This is a genomic window from Embleya sp. NPDC055664 (genome assembly GCF_053618075.1).
The window spans coordinates 159,444-179,420 of record NZ_JBSHGZ010000001.1; the positions used below are offsets into that span (position 1 = coordinate 159,444).

The 19,977-nt window shown below is 68.5% G+C and carries 11 protein-coding genes; 9 read left to right on the forward strand and 2 right to left on the reverse strand.

What is annotated here, in order from left to right:
* Positions 1-62: 62 nt before the first annotated feature.
* A complete protein-coding gene (locus ACWGR4_RS00655) occupies positions 63-4,721 on the reverse strand; it encodes an FG-GAP-like repeat-containing protein (protein WP_452133711.1) in 4,659 nt (1,552 codons plus the stop codon).
* On the opposite strand from ACWGR4_RS00655, the gene ACWGR4_RS00660 reads away from it, so the two are divergent.
* The 9 genes from ACWGR4_RS00660 to ACWGR4_RS00700 all read left to right on the forward strand — a co-directional run bounded on the left by ACWGR4_RS00660 (position 4,708) and on the right by ACWGR4_RS00700 (position 18,399).
* Entirely contained in the window at positions 4,708-5,091 is a 384-nt protein-coding gene (locus tag ACWGR4_RS00660; protein WP_452133712.1) for a hypothetical protein, read from the forward strand. The two genes, ACWGR4_RS00655 and ACWGR4_RS00660, sit on opposite strands and share 14 nt — an antisense overlap.
* A 271-nt stretch (positions 5,092-5,362) precedes the next feature.
* Positions 5,363-12,499, forward strand: a complete 7,137-nt coding sequence (locus ACWGR4_RS00665; RefSeq protein WP_452133713.1) for an RHS repeat-associated core domain-containing protein — start codon at positions 5,363-5,365, stop codon at positions 12,497-12,499.
* A 75-nt stretch (positions 12,500-12,574) separates the two neighbouring features.
* Entirely contained in the window at positions 12,575-13,324 is a 750-nt protein-coding gene (locus ACWGR4_RS00670) for a hypothetical protein (protein ID WP_452134159.1), read from the forward strand.
* 310 nt (positions 13,325-13,634) lie between these two features.
* Positions 13,635-13,937 carry an urease subunit gamma gene (locus ACWGR4_RS00675; RefSeq protein WP_126639422.1) on the forward strand — a complete coding sequence of 101 codons (303 nt, stop codon included), beginning with the start codon at positions 13,635-13,637 and terminating at the stop codon, positions 13,935-13,937.
* Positions 13,938-13,969: 32 nt separating this feature from the next.
* The gene (locus ACWGR4_RS00680; protein WP_452130136.1) at positions 13,970-14,344 is read left to right on the forward strand and encodes an urease subunit beta; all 375 of its coding nucleotides are present in this window, start codon (positions 13,970-13,972) and stop codon (positions 14,342-14,344) included.
* A complete protein-coding gene (locus ACWGR4_RS00685) occupies positions 14,341-16,062 on the forward strand; it encodes an urease subunit alpha (RefSeq protein ID WP_452130137.1) in 1,722 nt (573 codons plus the stop codon). The genes ACWGR4_RS00680 and ACWGR4_RS00685 overlap by 4 nt, the downstream gene beginning before the upstream one ends.
* 126 nt (positions 16,063-16,188) lie before the next feature.
* On the forward strand, positions 16,189-16,878 hold the full coding sequence (locus tag ACWGR4_RS00690; protein WP_078974844.1) for an urease accessory protein UreF: 690 nt from the start codon (positions 16,189-16,191) through the stop codon (positions 16,876-16,878).
* A complete protein-coding gene (ureG, locus tag ACWGR4_RS00695; RefSeq protein ID WP_379996439.1) occupies positions 16,868-17,602 on the forward strand; it encodes an urease accessory protein UreG in 735 nt (244 codons plus the stop codon). The genes ACWGR4_RS00690 and ureG overlap by 11 nt, the downstream gene beginning before the upstream one ends.
* Positions 17,599-18,399 (forward strand): urease accessory protein UreD, encoded by an 801-nt coding sequence (locus ACWGR4_RS00700; RefSeq protein ID WP_452130138.1) that lies wholly within the window; start codon positions 17,599-17,601, stop codon positions 18,397-18,399. The genes ureG and ACWGR4_RS00700 overlap by 4 nt, the downstream gene beginning before the upstream one ends.
* On the opposite strand, the gene ACWGR4_RS00705 is transcribed toward ACWGR4_RS00700, so the two are convergent.
* The gene (locus tag ACWGR4_RS00705; RefSeq protein WP_452130139.1) at positions 18,315-19,844 is read right to left on the reverse strand and encodes an outer membrane protein assembly factor BamB family protein; all 1,530 of its coding nucleotides are present in this window, start codon (positions 19,842-19,844) and stop codon (positions 18,315-18,317) included. The two genes, ACWGR4_RS00700 and ACWGR4_RS00705, sit on opposite strands and share 85 nt — an antisense overlap.
* Positions 19,845-19,977: the final 133 nt, after the last annotated feature.

A 19,977-nucleotide genomic window follows, 5' to 3' on the forward strand; every position in this document is an offset into this window, starting at 1 on the left:
CGGCCCCCGCCGGACCGCGTGGTGCGGTTCGGCGGGGGCCCGCGTGTGATGCGGCTCGCCGACTACCAGGTGCCAGGGGCCGTCTGCCAGGCGGCGTCGCCGCCGTCGAAGCCGCCGTCGGGGCGGGCCTTGAAGACGTATGCGGTGGTGGCGCCGTTGCCGTAGTTGTACATGATCGAGATGTCGGCGCGGCCGTCGTTGTCGTGGTCGCCCGAGACGGGTTGGCCGGCGTAGCCGCTCGCCCACCAGTTCTCGGGGGTGTCCCAGGATTTCACGTCGTTGCCGAATCCGCCGCTGCCGTCGGTCTTGGCGGCGAAGGTGAACAGCGCCGCGCGGTCGTTGTCGTAGCGGTACATGGCTGCGACGTCGGCTTTGCCGTCGCCGTTGTAGTCGCCGGCGGTGAGTTTGACCCGGGTCCAGTCCCAGTTGTACGGCGTCGCGCGCCAGGACTGGAGAGGCGCGGTGAATACGCCGGTGGGGTCGGTGAGCAGGGTGTGGAGGGTGACGCTGGCGTCGGACCAGCCGTACATGGCGGCGATGTCGGCGCGTCCGTCGCCGTTGAAGTCGCCGGTGACGTACTTGGCGGAGTTCGCGTCCCAGGTGTTGGAGGCGGCGCGCCAGCCGGTCAGCGGGTCGTTGAAGGTGCCGTCGGGTTTGGCGATCCAGGTGTAGGTGCCGATGGAGTTGCCGCCCTGGTCGTAGATCATGGCGGTGTCGGCGCGTCCGTCGCCGTTGAAGTCGCCGGAGAGGAAACGGGCGTTGTTCGCGGTCCAGTTGCCGGCGGCCACATAGGCGCTGTCCAGGCCCTCGGTGAAGGTGCCGTCCGTTTTGCTGAGGAAGGTGAACAGGCGGTTGCTGCCGTTGGGGTAGCCGTAGAGGGCGGCGACGTCCGTTTTGCCGTCCCCGTTGAAGTCGCCGGTGGTCCACTTGGAGTGTTGGTAGCTGAACCAGCCGTGGTGCGCCGTCCACGCGTTGCGAGGCGGTTCGTATCCGCCGGTGGGCCGGGCGAGCAGGGTGTACAGCGCGCTGGTCTCCTCGCCGTGATCGTAGACGGTCAGCATGTCGGCGCGCCCGTCCCCGTTGAAGTCGCCGGACAGGTCGGTGCGCAGGTGAGCGGTGCGATCGTCGGGGCGGTGTTCCGCGGTGATGCCGGTGACCGCGTTGAAGCGCACGTAGCCGCCCTGGAAGCTCTCCCGGATGTCGCCGTTGGCGACGGTGAACTCGTCGGACGTGGGATAGCCGAGCCAACCCTGTTCCCAGCTCAGCTGCGACCAGCGGGTCCGGATCCAGCCTTTGACGGACCAGGCTTCGTTGGTGGTCCCGTTCCAGTAGATGGATGCCGAGTCGGCGGCGTCGGAGAGCTTGCGGAAGTGGTTGTAGCGGCCGGTGTTGCCGGGTACGTCGCTTTCGTCGGTGGTGGGGAAGCCGAGTGCGGCGGGGCCGCCGAGCGCGAGGTACTTGGTGTAGATGTTGCCGTGGATGGACCAGGTGCCGTACTCGGGTGTCCAGTAGATGGCGCCGTAGCCGCCGTCGCCCTGGAAGGTGTTGAACCATGCCTCGCCGATGCCGACGAGGGTGTCGTCGGCGGTGGGGTAGCCGAGGATGCTCGTCTCCCAGCCCAGTTCCGCCCACTTGAGACGGATGCCGCCGCCGATCAGGGTGGCGCCGGTGGTGGGGTGCCAGTAGATCGACCAGTCCAGGCGGTTCGGCGTCTTGAAGTGCGCGTAGCGGCCGATCCCGTCCGGGGCGATGCTCATGTCGATGGCGGGATAGCCGGTGGCCACGCCGCCCGCCGCGCGGAACTTGGCCAGGACCGGGCCGCACAACTCGTGCCGCCCGGTCGCCGCCGACTCGAACGACTCGCACTCGCCCCACGGCGTGCTGCCGAGGGCGAGTTGCCGCGCCGGGCCGAAGGCGGAGCCGTTGGACAGGGCCCGGCCGGGGAATTCGACGATCCTGCCTTCACCGTCGCGTGACCAGAGGTCGGCGAAGCCGTCCTTCTCCAGATCGCCGTCGCTGGTCAGGTGCGGGTAGGCGGTCCCGGTGAATCCGGTGCCGATGGCGCCGGCGCGCACGGTCGGGTCGCCGTAGACGGTGAGATCGAGTGCGGTGGGGTTGCCGTCGCCGTCCGGGCCCGGAGCGGGCTTGGCACGGCTGGTGTACTGGTGGATCCTGCCCGAGGTGGTGTCCCGGGACCAGATCTCCGGCAGCTTGTCGCCGTTGAGGTCGCCCGGGGACATCAGGCTCATGTTCTGCCAGTCGGCGTTGCCGAGGGCGATGGCGTCGCTGCGCGTGTCGATGAAGCCGGTCGGGCTGCCCAGGTAGAGCCAGAGCGCGGAGCCGGTCTTGACGAGCAGATCCGGGTAGTCGGCCTCGTCGATGACGCCGTTGCCGTCGTCGTCGTTGACGCTGCCGATCGAGACGATCTGGTCGGCGTCGGCCCAGTGGTCGTTGGTCTCGCGGTCGCGTACCCGCAGCTCTCGGCGTTGGCTGTCGGCACTCTCCAGGGAGCCGTCGCCGCGTCCCGGGTAGACGTAGAGGCGGTTGCGCAGGCCGTCCGGCGCCGGGCGCAGGGTGACCAGGTCCTCGTAGTAGTCCGCGGTCCAGGTGCCCCGGTGGGTGAGCGAGCGCACGTCGGCGAAGGAGCCGGCGACCGGCAGGGTCGCGCCGAAGGTGCCGTTGCCCTGGCCGGGTCGGGTGAGCAGCTTGCCCGAGCCCGGGTCGATGTTCATCAGGTCGGTGTGGCCGTCGCCGTTGAGGTCGCCCGGGTTGTCCCGGTTCGGGGAACGCTTCGCGTAGTAGAGGTAGTTGCGCACGTCGGAGCGGTTTCCGGCGGCGTCCAGACTGCGTACGTAGAGGTAGTTCGAGCCGGCGACGGTGGGGGTGAAGGAGATGGTCGCCGGGCCGCCGACGCTCGTCGCGGGGATGTCCCGGACCTTGGGATCGCTCTCGGTCCACCACTGGTAGCGGGTGACGTCGGCGACGCCGTTGGCGGTGAAGGTGAAGTCACCGGGGGTGCGCACCTGGGCGGCCTGGTCGGGATTGCCCGCGGGGAACTGCGGCGAGGAGACGCCGGGGAGTTCGGCGGGGCGGCTGCCGTCGACGGTGAACAGGCACTGGCCGGCCCATGGACTGAACACGCGGCCGTCGAAGATGCGGACGTCCCAGCGGTAGGTGCCGTCGAGCGCGCTCGCCGGGATCTCGGCCCGGGCCACGGTGCCGCGTGAGATGTCGCGGTACACCTTGGTGGGACCGTCGGTCGAACCGTCCTTCCAGTAGTGGAATTCGGCGGTGAGGTTGTTGTCCTCGGCGTCGTCGGCGCGCGCGAAGAGCACAACCTGGTCGGTCCGGCCGATGATGCCGCCGGTGCACGGCGTCGAGGGGTCGGTGGCACGGTTGGCCGGCGTTTGCGGCGGGGTGTTGTACTCGGTGCTGATCCGGACCGAGTCGGGCTTGAACTTGCGCCAGGACACGTCGATCGTGTCGTTCTGGCTCTTCAGGCCGAGCGTCCAGCTGCCCCAGTGGCTGCGTGCCGCCTGGTCGATCGCGGACGTCACGTTGATCTCGATGGTGTCGTTGGCGCCCGGGCAGTTTCGCCCGCCGTAGGACTCGTCGATGCTGCCGACCCTGCGGTCCCAGCTCGGCTGGTTGTTCCAGGTGGTCGCCTTGGAGATGCTTCCGGTGTCCCAGACCTCGAGTTCACCGGACCGGCAGTTCCAGGCACCCGCGTAGGACTGCTGGAGGCGCAGGACGGAGTTGATGATCTGCTTGTCCCACAGCTCCGTCATGCCGACCTGGAAGAACGTTTTGGCGCAGACGACCGCGCCGCCCCGGTCGCCGTCTTTGGCGCAGCCGACCCGGCCGACCTTCTCCTGCATGGTGCCGCCGTTCCAGTAACTGGTGGTGGCGGAGCCGGCGATGGCGTTGTGTTTGTAGGCGAGTGCCCAGGCGAACTTCCAGTCGTCGCGCCAGACCGGGTCGACGACGACCGGGAACTTGGTGTCGGGCGCGGTCAACAGGGCCTGGTCGGTGCTCAGTTCGAGGGTCTGACCGGTGAGCTTGACGCCGAGGTCGGCATGCTTGGCGCCGGGGTCGTAGCCGTCTGTGGGGTCGGTGGGCGCCGTCGTCGTGGGGCCCTCCGCGATGAGTGCGCGTGCCGCCGGATCCTGGCCGGCCGTCGGGTTTGCGCCGGCCTCCCACATCTGCGGTTTGGGCGCGGTGAACACCGCTTGACCGGTCGGGTCGAGGGCGCGCAGCTCGCCGCTCTCATCCCTGGTGATGTCGAGCCCGGTGGTCTTCAGGCCGAACTTCAGCGTGGCCAGGGCCGGATTCCGGCCGGCCTCGGGGGTCTTGATGATGACGTAATGGGCGAAGTCGTCGACGTTGGCGACGACTTTGAGGTCCACGCCGGGCAGGACCTCGGGGTAGGTCGCGGAGTCGCCCTCGACGATCGGCTTCGGGAGCGTGCCGGGCCAGGTGAGGGCGATCCTGCGGTCGTTCTTGGCGAGTTCGGCCAAGGGGCCGTTGCCGCCGGCGGAGAACGACATCCCGATCCTCGCCGCCCTGGGCGCGAGCCGGCCGTCCTTGCGAGCCGCGAGGGTGTCGTCGGCCTTGACGAGTGTGCCGTCGCGCCAGACCCGGACGGGGCTCAGCGCGCGCTCCGAGGTGAACGTGCCCGAGGGGTTGGCCCAGACCTCGTCCGTCTCGGTGCGCAGGGACATCACCTCGACGCGGCGGCCGGTCTTCCTGGCCTCGGCTGCGGCTGCGGCCTGGTCGTCGGCCTGCTTGGCCGGGGCCGATTTCGCGCCGGCGGGAGTTTCTTTGTCGACCTTTGTGGTCGGCGTGGTGGATGCGGCGCCGGCCGGCATGGCGGTGATCAAACCGGCGGACAATGCCGCCGTAATCACCCAGATCGCTGCCCTTTTCGGGCGAAAATACGGTGTGGACGGGGGTTTTATCAAGGGTTTCACGGCGCTTCCGGGGGAGAGAAGGAATGGGCGTTTCGAGAACGGCGCCGAAGGAGCGGATGCGGCACCGCCGTGGCGCGAAAACGACTGGTCGGTCCGGTGCAAAGCACCGCACATGGCGTGAGTTTTAGCAGGTCACAGACGTGCTTGGCGAGCATCGTGCCTTACGGACATTACGACCAAGTAGTTGGTATGCGGTTTATAAATCTTGATTTCCGACCTGTGGGAGTTCGCTTTCGAATGCCCAATTGCCCGTCGACAAATAAAAATCGATAAAGTCGCCGGAACGGTTCTGCGACTGCTAGCTTCACCGCCATCATTGGGTGGCGTGGATCTTGGGGGCCCCACGTCCGAATTCCTTGGGTGGGGTTGTGCGCAGACGCAGAGCCCGTGCGATGAGCACGGTGATCAAACGCCCGTGGCGATGGCCGGCACCGCTGATCGCGGCGGTGCTGGTCGGATCGAGCCTGACCGTGATGCCGGCCGCCGCGGAGCCGGCCGCGAAGCCTTCGTTGCCGGAATTGCAGCAGCTGACCCGGGTGCCGGGCGAGCGGGCGTCGACGAAGCGAAACGATCCGCCGCCGGCGGAGTCGCAGCTGAAGACCTGGCGGGGCGCGCCCGGCGTCGCCTGGCCCGCACCCGGCTCGGCCGAGGTGGAAGTCCCGCGCGGGCAGGGGTTGTCGGCGGCCAGGTCGGCCGGCGCCCCCGCAGGTGCGCCGGCCGGCTCGTTGCCGATCCGGGTCGGTTCGCCGACGGTGCCCGGAGCGGCGAACCGTTCGGCGCAGACGGCCGTGGACGCGCCCCCGGTCAAGGTCAGGGTCGACCTGCTCGACCGGGCGACCGCGACGAAGGCCGGCGTGGGCAACGGGCTGGTGCTGGGCGTCAAGCGCACCGACGGTGGTGCCGAGCCGGCTCCGGTGTCCGTCGAACTCGACTACAGCGCGTTCAAGAACGCGTACGGCGGCGGCTGGGGTTCCCGGTTGCAGTTCGTGGCGATGCCCGAATGTGCCGTGACCACACCGCAGTTGCCCGCCTGTCAGACCCGCACCCCGGTCGAGATGCGCAACGACCCGAGCACGGGGAAGCTGACCGCGACCGTGCAGCCGGCAGCCGCCGGTGTGGCGGGTCTCCAGGCCCGGACGGCCGGCGCTCCGGCGCAGGGCATGCTGCTCGCGGCCACCCCCTCTGCGAGTGGGCCGAACGGGACCTACAAGGCGACGTCGCTGAGCGCGTCCGGGTCGTGGCAGGCCGGTGGCGCCGCGGGTGACTTCTCGTGGTCGTACCCGCTGGAACTTCCCGGCTCGCTCGGCGGACCCGCCCCTTCGCTCGCGCTCGGCTACTCCTCGGCAAGCATCGACGGCCGCACCTCGGCCTCGTTGCAGCAGAGTTCGTGGGTCGGCGACGGCTGGGACCTCGGCTCGAACTTCATCGAGCGCACCTGGGTCCCGTGCAGCCAGGACAAGAAGGACGGGTCCGGCTTCAACAACCCCAAGGACGACACCGGCGACCTGTGCCACGGCGCGCCGATGATGACGATGTCGCTCAACGGCGGATCGACGCCGCTGGTGCAGGACGACGTCACCAAGGTGTGGCGCCCGGCCAAGGACGACGGCTCGCGGATCGAGCTGATCACCGGCGCCCAGGACCTCAACGGCGACAAGGAGGGCGTGCACTGGCGGGTGACCAACCCGCAGGGCGTGCAGTTCTGGTTCGGTCTGAACAAGGTCCCCGGATGGCAGCCGGGCAAGCCCGTCACCAACTCGGCGTGGCTGGTCCCGATCTACAACAACCAGCCCGGAGAGCCCTGCTACCAGCCGGACTTCGCCGACTCGGCCTGTGACCGGGCCTGGCGCTGGAACCTCGACTACGTCGTGGACCCGCGCGGCAATGCCATGACGTATTGGTACAACAAGGAGGTCAACCACTACGGCGCGAACTTCAAGTTCGCCGGTGGTTCGACCAACCGGGCCTACGACCGCGGTGGTTGGCTCGACCACGTCTCGTACGGTCTGCGCAGCGACAACCTCTTCACCAACGCACCGGCACAGGTCGACTTCACGGTGGCCGAGCGCTGCCTGACCTCGCCCACGTTCGACTGCGCCGAGGACAAGCTGAAGCCCGAAGTCGACTGGAACATCGCCAAGATGTGGCCGGACACCCCGGGTGACCAGCTGTGCGCGGCGAACGAGGAATGCAAGGCGCGGTTCACCCCGACGTTCTTCACCCGCAAACGCTTGACCGAGATCAACACCAAGGTCTGGACGGGCGCCGCCTATCAGCCGGTCGACACCTGGGCGCTGACCCAGGACTTTCCGATGACGGGCGACGGCACCGACTATCCGCTGTGGCTCGCGTCGATCCAGCGCACCGGCAAGAACGGCACGCCGATCACGCTGCCGCCGGTCACCTTCCGCGGCAAGCAACTGCCCAACCGCGTCGACAAGGATGGCGACGCGCTGCCGCCGTATCTTCGCTACCGGATCGAGAACATCGACACCGAGACCGGCTCGATCGTCTCGGTGAAGTTCAAGGACACCGAGTGCTCGGCGGTCGACCCGGTCAAGCTGCCGACGGCGGCGGAGTCGAACGCGCTGCGGTGCTATCCGGTGATCCAGGAGATCCCGGACCCGAGCGACCCGGACCGCAAGCGCAAGCTCTACGTCACGGACTACTTCCACAAGCACGTGGTGGAGCGGGTCCAGGAGCAGGACGCGATCGCCGGCACGCCGACCCGGGTCACCTCGTACGACTACCTCGGCGCGCCGGCGTGGGCGTACGACGAGGAAAACGAGCTCACCGAGCCGAAGACGCGTACGTGGTCGCAGTGGCGCGGCTACGAGCGGGTGCGCACGCTGATCGGGCAGGCCCCGGACCGGCGTACGCAGACCGAGACGTTGTTCTTCCGCGGTCTGGACGGCGATCGGGCGTCACCGACGTCGGATGCCCGGCGGAGCGTGAAGGTCAAGGACTCCGAGAACGGCGAGATCGCCGACCACAAGCTGTACGCGGGCCAGACGCGCGAGGTGTTGGTCTACGACGGCGAGGGTGGCCCGCTCCAGGCGGCCACCACGTACACGCCGTGGTTGTCGGGGCCGACCGCGACGCGCGTGCGGCCGAACGAGACGCCGCCGTTGCAGGCGTTCGTACAGCAGACGACGAAGACCGCTTCGCGGGTGCTGCTGACGGACGGGCGGGGCTGGCGCCGTACGGCGACGGAAAGCACGTTCAACGCGCGGGGTTTCATCGAGACGACGTCGTCGCTGGGTGATATCGCGGATCCGAACGACGACTCGTGCACCCGGTACTGGTACGCGCCGGACGAGACCAAGTGGATGATCGACCGCCAGTCGCGGATCGAGTCGGTCGCGAAGGCGTGTGACGCGCAGAACGTACAGCGGCCGGAGGATGTCACCTCCGACGCGAAGATGTTCTACGACGGGGTCGGCAACCTGGAGCGCACGGAGTCCCTTTCGGACTACGTGGGCGGTCAGCCGGTGTATGTGCTGGATGGCACGGCCACGTTCGACGCGTACGGTCGGCCGAAGTCGGTCACCGATGTGTTGGGCGCGGTCAACTCGACCGAATACTTCCCGGCCGCCGGGCAGATCCCGACCAAGACCACGATCACGAACCCGCTGGGTCACCGGCAGTCGGTCGAGACCGACCCGGGACGCGGCGCGACGCTGGTCCAGGAGGACGCCAACAAGCGGCGCAGCGTGATGCGGTACGACGCGCTGGGCCGGCTCGTCAAGGCGTGGTCGCCGGACCGGAACCCCGATCAGAAGTCGGCGGACGCCGAGTTCTCGTACACGGTGCGTCGTGACGGGCCGGTCGTCATCACCAACAAGAACCTGTTGGACGACGGCAGTTACCGCACCAGCTACGACATCTACGACGGCAGCCTGCGCATCCGGCAGACCCAGATGGAGGCGCTGGGCGGCGGTCGCATGGTGACCGACACCTTCTACAACAGCCTGGGTCAGATCTGGAAGTCGAACGGCGGCTACTACGCCGACGGTGCGCCCGAGGGGGCGATGTTCGCGCCGTTGGACACCAAGGTCCCGGCGTCGACGTTGACCGAGTACAACTCGACGGGTCAGCCGACGGTCCAGATCTCGCGCAAGTTCGGGGTGGAGACCTCGCGCACGACGACCACCTACGGTGGCGACTTCGTCATGGTGGATCCGCCGACGGGTGAGACGCCGACGAAGGCCATCCTGGACGCCGTCGGTCGCAAGACGGAGTTGCAGTTCTTCAAGGGCACCGACCCCAGCGGCGCGCACGACACGACGCGCTACAGCTACAACCGGCGCGGCCAACTGTCGTCGGTGGTGGACGAGGCCGGCAACACGTGGGGCTTCGAGTACGACCTGAGGGGTCGTCAGGTCAAGGTGACGGACCCGGACAAGGGCACGTCGACGATGACCTACGGCGCGGGTGACCGGTTGGCGACGACGACGGACGCGCGTGGGAAGACGGTCGCGCCGGAGTACGACGTGCTCGGCCGGGTCAAGGCCACGCACGAGGGCTCGATCACCGGCCCGAAGCTGACCGAGTCGGTGTTCGACACGCTGCCGAACGCGCTGGGGCTGCCGGTTTCCTCGACGCGGTTCGTGAACGGCAACGCGTACAAGCAGGAGGTCACGGGCTACGACACGGAGTACCGCCCGAAGGGTACGAAGATCACCATCCCGCCCTCCGAGGGCAAGTTGGCGAAGACGTACACCTTCTCCAGCACCTACTCCGAGACCAACGGTCTGCCCGAGACCAGCACGTTCCCGGCGGTGGCGGGTCTGCCGATCGAGGACATCACGATGTCCTACAACCGGTACGAACTGCCCACCGTGATGGGCATCAACGGGGACACGTTCGTCGACCGGGTGGACTATTCGCCGCTGGGCGACGTGCTGCGGACGCATGCCGGTCCGGCGCCGAAGCAGGTGTGGTCGACGTACGAGTACGACGAGCAGACGCGGCGGCCGACACGCACCGTGAACGACCGGGAGACCTCGCCGTCGCGGATCAACGACGCGCGGACCGAGTACGACACGGTCGGCAACATCACCAGGATCACGGACGCGTTCGGGCCGAACCCGACGCCGTCGACGACGGACACCCAGTGCTTCGTGTACGACTACATGCGCCGGATGACGGACGCGTGGTCGGCCACGGACGACTGCGCCACGAAGCCGGGCCAGGTCGGCCCGAACGGCGGCCGGCCGAGCGTGGGCGGCCCCGACGCGTACTGGTCGTCCTACAGCTTCGACGCCGCGGGCAACCGCAAGACGGAGACGAAGCACGACCCGGCGGGCGCGGCGGGCCAGGACGTCAACCGGGCCTACACGTACGGCACTCCGGGCACGGCGGGCGCCAACTACCTGAAGAAGGTCGACACGACGGGCCCAGGCGGAAGCCGGACCGAGTCGTATTCCTACGACGCGGCGGGCAACACGGCAACGCGGACCATCCAGGGGGATACGCAGAATCTGGAATGGGACGTCGAGGGTCATGTCTCGAAGGTCACCGAGGGTACGAAGGTCACGTCGTTCCTGTACGACGCGGGCGGCGAGCGGCTGATCAAGCGTGACCCGTCGGGCACCACGTTGTATCTCCCGGGAACCGAGGTCCAACTCGACCCGGCAGGCAACATCGTCAAGGGCACGCGTTATTACGCGCACCCGGCCGGGCCGACGCTGGTCAAGACGGTGGAGAACGGTCAGACCAAACGTTCGTACCTGATGGCCGACCAGAACGGCACCGCGAACACGGCGGTGGACGCGGACACCCAGGAGGTGACGCGTCGAAAGTTCACCCCATTCGGTGATGTTCGCGGGGTCAAGCCGTCGATCTGGCCCGGTAACCAGGGTTTCGTGGGCGGGACGAACGACGAGTCCACAGGGCTCGTCCATCTCGGCGCACGTGAATACGACCCGGCGGTAGGCCGGTTTCTGTCCGTCGACCCGGTGATCGACTACAGCGAACCGAAGCAGATGAACGCGTACGTGTACGCGGCCAACTCTCCGGTGACGTTCAGCGACCCGTCGGGTCTGGCCATCAGCATGCCGGTGATGCCGATCAAGGACTTCTCGGACGCCGAGTTGGCCTGGGCGCACTGGGCCAAGGGCCGCAGCCTGATCGACGTCGCGATGGAAGCCGCGATGTCGGCCCTCAAGGACGCATCCGGCTACAACGACATCCGCGACTGCGTCGGCGGCGACGGCTGGGCCTGCGCGGGCATCGCGGCGGACGCGGCGTTCTCCTTCTTCGGCGGCGGCGGCGCGGCCAAGCGAATAGCCAAGGGCCTGAAGCGCGCCTACGACGCCATGAAGAAGTGGGCCGGCGTCGTGCAACGCGCCCTCGACATCATCGCGAGGGCCGAGCGCTACCAGCAGGCAATGGCCAAGTACGCCGAAGACCTGGCGGCATGGCAACGAGAACAGGAAGCGGCAGCAGCGGCAGCCCGAAAACTCGAGGAGGAGGCCGCCGCAGCCAAGAAGGCCCAGGAGGAAGCCGCAGCGGCGGCCCAGAAGGCTGACGAGGCAGCGGCGTCTGCGGCGAAACAGGGCAAGGAGTCGTCTACCAAGGCCAAGAGTTCGGACGGCGACGGCAAGGCCTCGAAGTCGACCGAAAACAAGAAGGCGGCGGAGAAGCCCGCCAAGAATGACTCCTGCACGGCGAACAGTTTCGTCCCGGGTACCGGAGTCTTGATGGCGGATGGTTCGGCAAAGCCAATCGAAGACATTCGACTCGGTGACACGGTCTTGGCAGACGATCCCGAGTCGGGGCGCAGCGGCGAAGAGACTGTCGTGGCGCTGATCAAGGGCGAGGGAGTCAAGAACCTCGTTGAGATTACCGTCGACACGGACGGAAGCGCCGGGTCGGTGACAGAAAAAATCACCGCGACCGATGGTCATCCGTTCTGGTTGCCCGAGGCGCGAGAGTGGACACGCGCCGATCAAATTGTGCCTGGCGCTTGGCTGCGGACATCCGCCGGTACTTGGGTGCAGGCTGTTTCGGTCAAGTCATGGACGGAAAGTCAAAGCGTCCGTAATCTGACGGTATCGAAGCTGCATACGTACTATGTGGTGGCCGGCGGGGCTTCGGCACTCGTTCACAACTGCACTCGGGATGAACGGGCGCATGCCAGAGCTTCGGAGAGCGCCGCACGTTCCAGTCGGCCGGACGAAGCCACCGGCGGGTACCTCTGGATTAAGGGACACAGGGAGTTGTTCGACCTATCTTCCGATAGGCTCCATCCCTTGATCAAAGCCAACATGGACGAGATGCCTGCTGCGGCGAAACCGGGCGGCGGTAAGTTTTTCGGTTCGCATGTCGAGGTTCAGGCTGCCACTATCATGAGGATTCTGGCTAAACAGTCGGGATCCGGGGGGTTGGTTGGTCGGCTGATGGTTTCAAAGCCTGGCGGGCCGTGCGGATTCTGCAAGTCGAACGTGAGGGGAATGCTGCCGGCGAACTCATCGCTAGGGGTTCGATCTCAGCGCGGCCAAGTTTTCAGTGAGGTATCCTTCTGAGGATTTGCCAAGGCGCGGCCCCTATGGCCGCGCCTTGGCTGCTCTCCAGTGGGCCACTATGGTGGCGTTATAAATGTGAACGGCGATAACTTGAATCCATATGCGATCATCGATCTCACCGATTGGGCTGATCTCGAAAATGCTGACGGCGTGGCCTTCCCGGATACTCCGGCCAAGCTTCGAGACTTGGCATCGGGTGACTTTTCGGCGGTAGTGAGTTCACTCGATCACCTTGACAACACTCTCCTCAACGATGGGGTGGTGTATTCTGCAACCGTGCCAGCTTTCAGGTATGTTGCCGCGCTTTTGGGTGACCGGCCAAGTCGAGCCGCACTTGCCCCTCCGTGGGAAGAGGGAAAATTCCCACTCCGAGGCAAACTTCTTAAATGGCTGGCCAACGTGGCTTTTGATGTCAGCGTTGGCCAGGAGCAGCGCATTCGAGAATGGGGCAAATATTCACCAACCGAGCCGTTCCCCGATTTCATAGGTATGAGGAGCGTTTATCCGGAAGCTTTTCCAAGTGTTGCTTCCTACTTTGATGACTCTGATTCGAGAGTAGTGGAGGTGGCCCTTGTTGCCGCCGTTCGATTCTTGGAGTCCCCAGCATTGGCGATGCATCGCAGGGGATTGACTCCTTTGGTGGAGAACATTCTGGCGCAAAGCTCCAGTGAGTTGCGTAGACGTTTGGCTTCCGAGGCATTGAATGCCTGGGGGCAGGGGCGGATATTGATTGAATCGTATACTGATCAGCTCCCCTCCGGGGAGTACGGGAAAGTTCATGATTCGCAGGAAAATTGGGAATCGGTTGACGAGCCGCCTTTTTAGAAGGTGAGGAGTCGGTTGGCCGGGGTCCCGAAAAAATCTCACGTCGGGAGATGTGCCCGCGGGAAACCGGAATCCATCCCGATCGAATAGTAAGAGGACATGGGAGCCCCGCCAGGAGTCGGTACCTGGCGGGGCTGCTGCGTACCTTGGCGACAGCCGGTCTGTTGCCGTAGCGAAGACGGTGCGACCCATGCCAAGTGCGTGAGCAGTTGGACACGTGGCGTTAACATTGATTGTTTCACTGGGTAACACGAGGCCGCCAGGCTTGCGAGGGCAACGAGTCGGTTCGGATGGTCGGGAGGGGTGCCGCGTGTTGTTGACGCCGCATGAGCAGGAGCGGTTGATGGTGTCGTATGCGGCTGAGCTTGCGCAGCGGCGGAGAGCCCGAGGGCTGCGGCTCAATCATCCTGAGGCTACTGCGGTGTTGGCTTCGTTCTTGCTTGAAGGGGCTCGGGATGGGCGGTCGGTGGCGGACCTTCAGGAGGCCGGGCGGCATGTGCTTGGGCGGGACGATGTGATGGACGGCGTCCCGGAGTTGGTGGCCGAGGTGCAGGTGGAGGCGACCTTTCCGGATGGGACGAAACTGGTCACCGTGCATCGGCCGATTCCGTGAGTGGGGGGCGGGCTCGGCGGTCGTTGGCTGCTGTGGTGCCTGGGGAAGTTTTGTTGGGCTCGGGGGAGATTGTGCTCAATCCCGGGCGGGCTGTGGTGACGGTGATGGTGTTGAACACCGGGGATCGGCCCGTGCAGGTGGGGTCGCATCTGCATTTTCCGGCGGCCAACGATGCGTTGGAGTTCGATCGGGACGCGGCCTGGGGGCATCGGCTGCATGTGCCGGCCGGGACCGCGGTGCGGTTCGAGCCGGGGGTCGGGCGCGAGGTGGAGTTGGTGCCGCTCGCGGGGGCTCGGGTGGTGCCCGGGCTTCGGGTCGGACGGGGCGGGGTTCTCGACGAGTTGCCCGGTGAAGCGGTGCCGGGTGCGGCTTCGGGAGTGGCTGTTCCCGAGGAGGGCTCTCGGTGACGACCGTCGATCGGCATCGGTATGCGCTTTTGTATGGGCCTACCACCGGGGATCGCATTCGGCTGGCCGATACCGAGTTGCTTGTGGAGGTGACCGAGGATTTGACTCGGCCGCTGGGGGCTGCCGGGGACGAGGTGATCTTCGGTGGAGGGAAGGTGATTCGGGAGTCGATGGGGCAGTCGCTTCGGACTCGGGCCGAGGGGGCTCCCGATACCGTGATCACCGGGGCGGTGATCCTGGATCACTGGGGCGTCGTCAAGGCCGACGTCGGGATCCGGGACGGCCGGGTGTGTGGGATCGGGAAGGCCGGCAACCCCGACACGATGGACGGGGTGCATCCCGACCTGGTGATCGGGCCGTCCACCGAGATCATCGCGGGCAACGGGCGCATCCTGACCGCCGGGGCCGTGGACTGCCACGTGCATCTGATCTCGCCGACGCAGTTTCCCGAGGCGTTGTCCGCCGGGGTGACCACCATGGTCGCCGGTGGGACCGGTCCTGCCGAGGGGTCCAAGGCGACCACCGTCACGCCCGGTGCGTGGCATCTGGCCCGGATGCTGGAGGCGTTGGACGGCGTACCGATCAACTTCGTGCTTCTCGGCAAGGGCAACACCGTGTCCGAGGAGGCCCTGTGGGAGCAGATCCGGTCCGGCGCGGGCGGGCTCAAGCTGCATGAGGACTGGGGCTCGACCCCGGCCGTGATCGACGCCGCGCTGCGCGTGGCGGACGCGGCCGGCATCCAGGTGGCGCTGCACAGCGACACGCTCAACGAGACCGGCTTCGTGGAGGGCACGCTGGCCGCGATCGGCGGGCGCACCATCCACGCCTACCACACCGAGGGCGCCGGGGGCGGACACGCGCCCGACATCATCACCGTGGCCGGACTGCCCAACATCCTGCCCTCGTCCACCAATCCGACCCGGCCGCACACCGTCAACACGGTCGAGGAGCACCTCGACATGCTGATGGTCTGCCACCACCTGAACCCGGCCGTCGCCGAGGACCTGGCGTTCGCCGAATCGCGGATCCGCCCCTCGACCATCGCCGCCGAGGACGTGCTGCACGACCTCGGCGCCATCTCCATGATCGGCTCGGACAGCCAGGCGATGGGCCGGGTCGGCGAGACCGTGCTGCGCACCTGGCAGACCGCGCACGTGAACAAGGTCCGGCGCGGTTCGCTGCCCGGCGACGGGGCCGCGGACAATCTGCGGGCCCGGCGGTATGTGGCCAAGTACACGATCTGCCCGGCGGTCGCCCACGGCCTCGACGACGAGGTCGGCTCGGTGGCCGTCGGCAAGCTCGCCGACCTGGTGTTGTGGGACCCGAGATTCTTCGGTGTGCGACCGCATCTGGTGGTCAAGGGCGGGGCGATCGCGTGGGCCGCGATGGGCGACGCGAACGCGTCGATCCCGACCCCGCAACCCGTGCTGCCCAGGCCGATGTTCGGCGCTACGGCGCGCACCGCGGCGGCCACTTCGGTGCACTTCGTGGCGCCGGCGGCTCTGGAGGACGGGCTCGCGGGGCGGCTGGACCTCGATCGTCGACTCGTGCCCACCGGCGACGTGCGGGGTCGGGGCAAGTCGGCCATGCCGCTCAATGACGCCATGCCGCGCATCGAGGTGGATCCCGAGACGTTCTCCGTCCGGGTTGACGGCGAGAAGGTGGTCGCCGCGCCGGCCGGAACCCTGCCGATGGCCCAACGTTATTTCCTTTTCTGATTGCACATGCTTGCTTCTTGACGGAGGGTCAGGGAAAGCTGACTCACCGTCAGGGGAGAGAACTGTGACTGCGGTGACCGGCCGGGACCGACATCGACACGTTACGACCAGTAAGAGGTGGTACTGATGGGTGCTGGACTGCTCCTGCTCGGGGACTCACGGTTGCCCGCCGGCGGCTACGCGCACTCCGGCGGTCTGGAGAACGCGGTCCTGCGCGGCGAGGTGCACGACCTCGACACGCTCACCGAGTTCCTGCTCGGCAAGCTTTATTCCACCGGCGCGGTACAGGCGGCCTTCGCCGCCGTCGCCGCGCTGACCGCCGGCCCCTACACACTGCCCGAACACGGGCCCTGGGCCGAACTCGACGCCGAACTCGACGCCAGGACCGCGTCGGCGCCCGCCCGGGCCGCCTCGCGCGCACAGGGCCGGTCGTTGCGCCGGGTGGTCAAGGCCGCCTGGCCCACCGAGCCGTGGACCGCGCTCGGGGTGTCCCCGCACCATGCGATCGTGCTCGGCGCCGCGGCCACCCGGGCCCGGTTGGACGCGCGCGAGGCGGCCGTGCTGGCCGCCACCAACGTGGTCAACGGGCCCGCCTCCGCCGCGGTGAAACTGCTCTCCCTCGACCCGATCTCGGTCACCGTGGTGCTCGCCGAGATGGCCGGGCACTGCGACCAGGTGGCGGAGGAGGCCGCCGACGCCGCCCGTACCGTCTCCGCCGACGGCGACTGGGACCGGCTGCCCTGCTGGTCCGCGGTGGGCCTGGACGTCTGCCACGAACTGCACGTCCAGGAGGAGGTCGTCCACTTTGCATCTTGACCACACACCCGGCAACGGCGGGCCGTCGGCGCACCCGACACACCCGGCACACCCCGAGCCCGCGGCGCCCGGCACGCGCGCGTTGCGGATCGGCGTCGGCGGTCCCGTGGGATCCGGCAAGACGGCGCTGGTCGCCGCGCTGTGCCGAGTCCTCGCGGGGCGGTTCTCGCTCGCCGTCGTCACCAACGACATCTACACCACCGAGGACGCCGACTTCCTGCGCGCGGCCGGGGTGTTGGCGGCGGACCGGATCGCCGCGGTACAGACCGGCTGTTGCCCGCACACCGCGGTACGCGACGACATCAGCGGCAACCTGGACGCGGTCGAGGACCTGGAGGCGGCGCATCCGGACCTGGACCTGGTGCTGATCGAATCCGGCGGGGACAACCTGACCATGACGTTCAGCCGGGGACTGGCCGACGTGCAGATGTTCGTCATCGACGTGTCCGGCGGCGACAAGGTCCCGCGCAAGGGCGGCCCCGGCGTGAGCCGTTCCGACCTCCTGGTGATCAACAAGACGGACATCGCCCCGCAGATCGGCGCCGACCTGGCGGTGATGGACCGGGACGCCGCCCGGATGCGCCCCGGCACCCCGGTGGCCTTCCTGTCCCTGCGCGAGACCCCGGACGCGGACGTGGTCGCCGCGTGGGTGCTCGACCAGATCGCCGCCTGGCGGGCGGGCACCCCCGTCCCCGCGGCGCGCCCGGCCACGGTCGGCGGGTGAGGGCGACCGCCCTGATCCGCGCGCAGGTTCGGCACGGCCGCTCGGTGGTGACCCGACTGCGCGGACAGGTGCCGTTGGCGCCGCGCGAGGTGTCCGTACCCGGGCCGATCCCCGAGGTGGTCCTCGTCGGCGGCGCGGCCGGCCCGATCGGCGGCGACGACCTGGCGGTGCGGGTCGAGGTGGGGCCGGGCGCCCGGCTGCGGATCCGGACCGCCGCCGCCGCGGTGGTGCTGATCGGCGACGGCACCCCGGCCCGGCAGCGGGTCGACCTGGTGATCGCCGCCGGCGCCGTCCTCGACTGGTCGCCCGAGCCGGTCGTGGTCGCCGCGCGGGCCACGTTCCACACCGTCGTGCACGCCGAACTCGCCGAGGACGCACGTCTGTTCGCCCAGGAGACGCTGATCCTGGGCCGGGCCGGCGAACCCTGCGGCGACGTGCTCTCGCGCTGGGACGCGGTGGTGGCCGGCCGGCCGGTGCTGCGGCAGCGGAGCGCATACGGCCCCGCCGCGCCGCCGGGGTGGCGGGGACCGGCCGGCACCGCCGGCGGGACCGTGGTGGGCACCCGGCTGACCCTGCCCGCCCCGGCCGAACCGGCGTCGAGCGCCCCCGGACGCGCGGTGTGCGCGTTGGCGGGCGGCGGCCGGCTGATCACGGTGACCGCGGCCGACGTGCCGGCCGCCCACGCCGCGCTCGCCGCCGCGACCCGGACCGATCAGGTCTCCAGCGCGACCAGTTCGGACCCGGCCGTACCCAGGAGCAGCACCTTGCCGGCCCCCGCCGGGGCGGCGGTCAGGTAGGTCGGCAGCCCGTGCCGCCAGTGCCGCCCGCCGGTGACCGGGTCGAACGCGTACAGCGTGTCGGTGCCGCCGGCATAGGCGGTCCCGTTCACCAGGGCCACCGGACTGGGCACCCGCGCGCCGGTGGGCTGCCGCCAGCGCTCCCGGCCGGTACGCGCGTCGAGCGCGTACAGCGCGCCGACATCGGTGGTGTAGACGAGATTCTCGGTCACCACCGGGACGGTCATATCCGGGGCGCCCTGGAAACGCCACCGCACCTCGCCGGTCGACCCGCTGAGCGCCACCAGCGTGAAACCCGACACCACAAAGACCAGATCGCCCATCGCGCGCGCCGGGCGGGCGATCGGCGAGTCGAGCCGGGTCGACCACCTCGGCTCCCGGCGATCGTCGCGGATCGCGCCGACCGTACCGTCGCTGTGGGTCAGGTACAGGAAGTCGCCGCCGGTCTCCGAGACGGCCGGCATCACCCCGCCGTGTGGTGTGCCCTCGCTCCACTGCCAACTCTGCCCGCCCTGCGTCATGTCGATGCCCACCACCCGGTCGTCCCGGGTGCCGACCACCAGGGACGAGCCGTACAGCACCGGCGCGCCGAGGATCTGGTCGCCCGCGTGCTGCTGCCACAGCCGCTCGCCGGTGCTCGGATCGAGCGCGGTGACCTGTCCGGCCACGCAGGCCAGGAACATCGCGGTGCCGGAGACCACCGGCTGGGACCAGACCATCGACTCGGTCCGCGCCGTCCACAGCGCGACCCCGGTCTCGGTGCCAACGGCCATCACCACGTTGTCCGTCGTGGTGCAGTAGGCGACGTTGTCGAAAACCTGAAGGGTGGTCACCCGACCCTCCACCGAACGCCGCCACCGCATCCTGGGGCGCGAGCCACCGCCCCCGGCATAGCGCGCGAAGGCGACGCCGGCGGAGGTCACGGTGGCCGCGGTGAGCGCGAAGCCGCCGCCGACGAGCAGGCGCCGACGGGTCAGCCCGCGCCCGGTCGGCGGCTCCTGCGCGCGGGCCTCCTGCGGTACGTCGGCGCTGTCGTCCACCCCGGCGGGTACCGTCAGCACGGCCGGCCTCGGGGTGAGCACCCGGTCCACGTCGACCGCCGTCGGGCGCCGCCCGGGATCGGGGTCGAGGCAGCGGCGCAGCAGCGGGCCGAGTTCGCCGGAGGACGCCCCGCCGCCGGCCAGGGTGATCAGGGTTCCGAAGGCGTACACGTCCTCCGACGGATCGCCGCCGTCGTCCGTGTCGGCGCGGCCGGCGAACCCGGTCACGCGCGGGCCGTACGGGGTGAGTAGGACCTGGTCCGCACCGAGCCGGCCGTGCACGAGGCCGATCGCGTGCACCCGGGCCAACGCATCGGCGATACCCGCCGCGACCTCGCGTAACGGCCCCTCGGCGAGCGGGCCGTCGTGGTCGAGCACTTCTTCGAGCGTGCGCACCCCGGGCATCGCCCACGCCCCTTCGGGACCCGTCGACGTGCTTGCTGGAGAGCAGAGTAGGACCTGCGGCACGGCACGGGTAGAGCGGGGAAAAACGATCCGGAAACGGTTCGTGCGCCCGCGCCGCGCACACCCGCCGCGC

What these genes read in the sequence shown, in the direction of transcription:
- ACWGR4_RS00655 (WP_452133711.1), bottom strand. Translation starts at nt 4,721, where the DNA reads ATGTCCCTGCGCACCGAGACGGACGAGGTCTGGGCCAACCCCTCGGGC.
- ACWGR4_RS00690 (WP_078974844.1), top strand. Translation starts at nt 16,189, where the DNA reads ATGGGTGCTGGACTGCTCCTGCTCGGGGACTCACGGTTGCCCGCCGGC.
- ACWGR4_RS00665 (WP_452133713.1), top strand. Translation starts at nt 5,363, where the DNA reads ATGAGCACGGTGATCAAACGCCCGTGGCGATGGCCGGCACCGCTGATC.
- ACWGR4_RS00705 (WP_452130139.1), bottom strand. Translation starts at nt 19,844, where the DNA reads ATGCCCGGGGTGCGCACGCTCGAAGAAGTGCTCGACCACGACGGCCCG.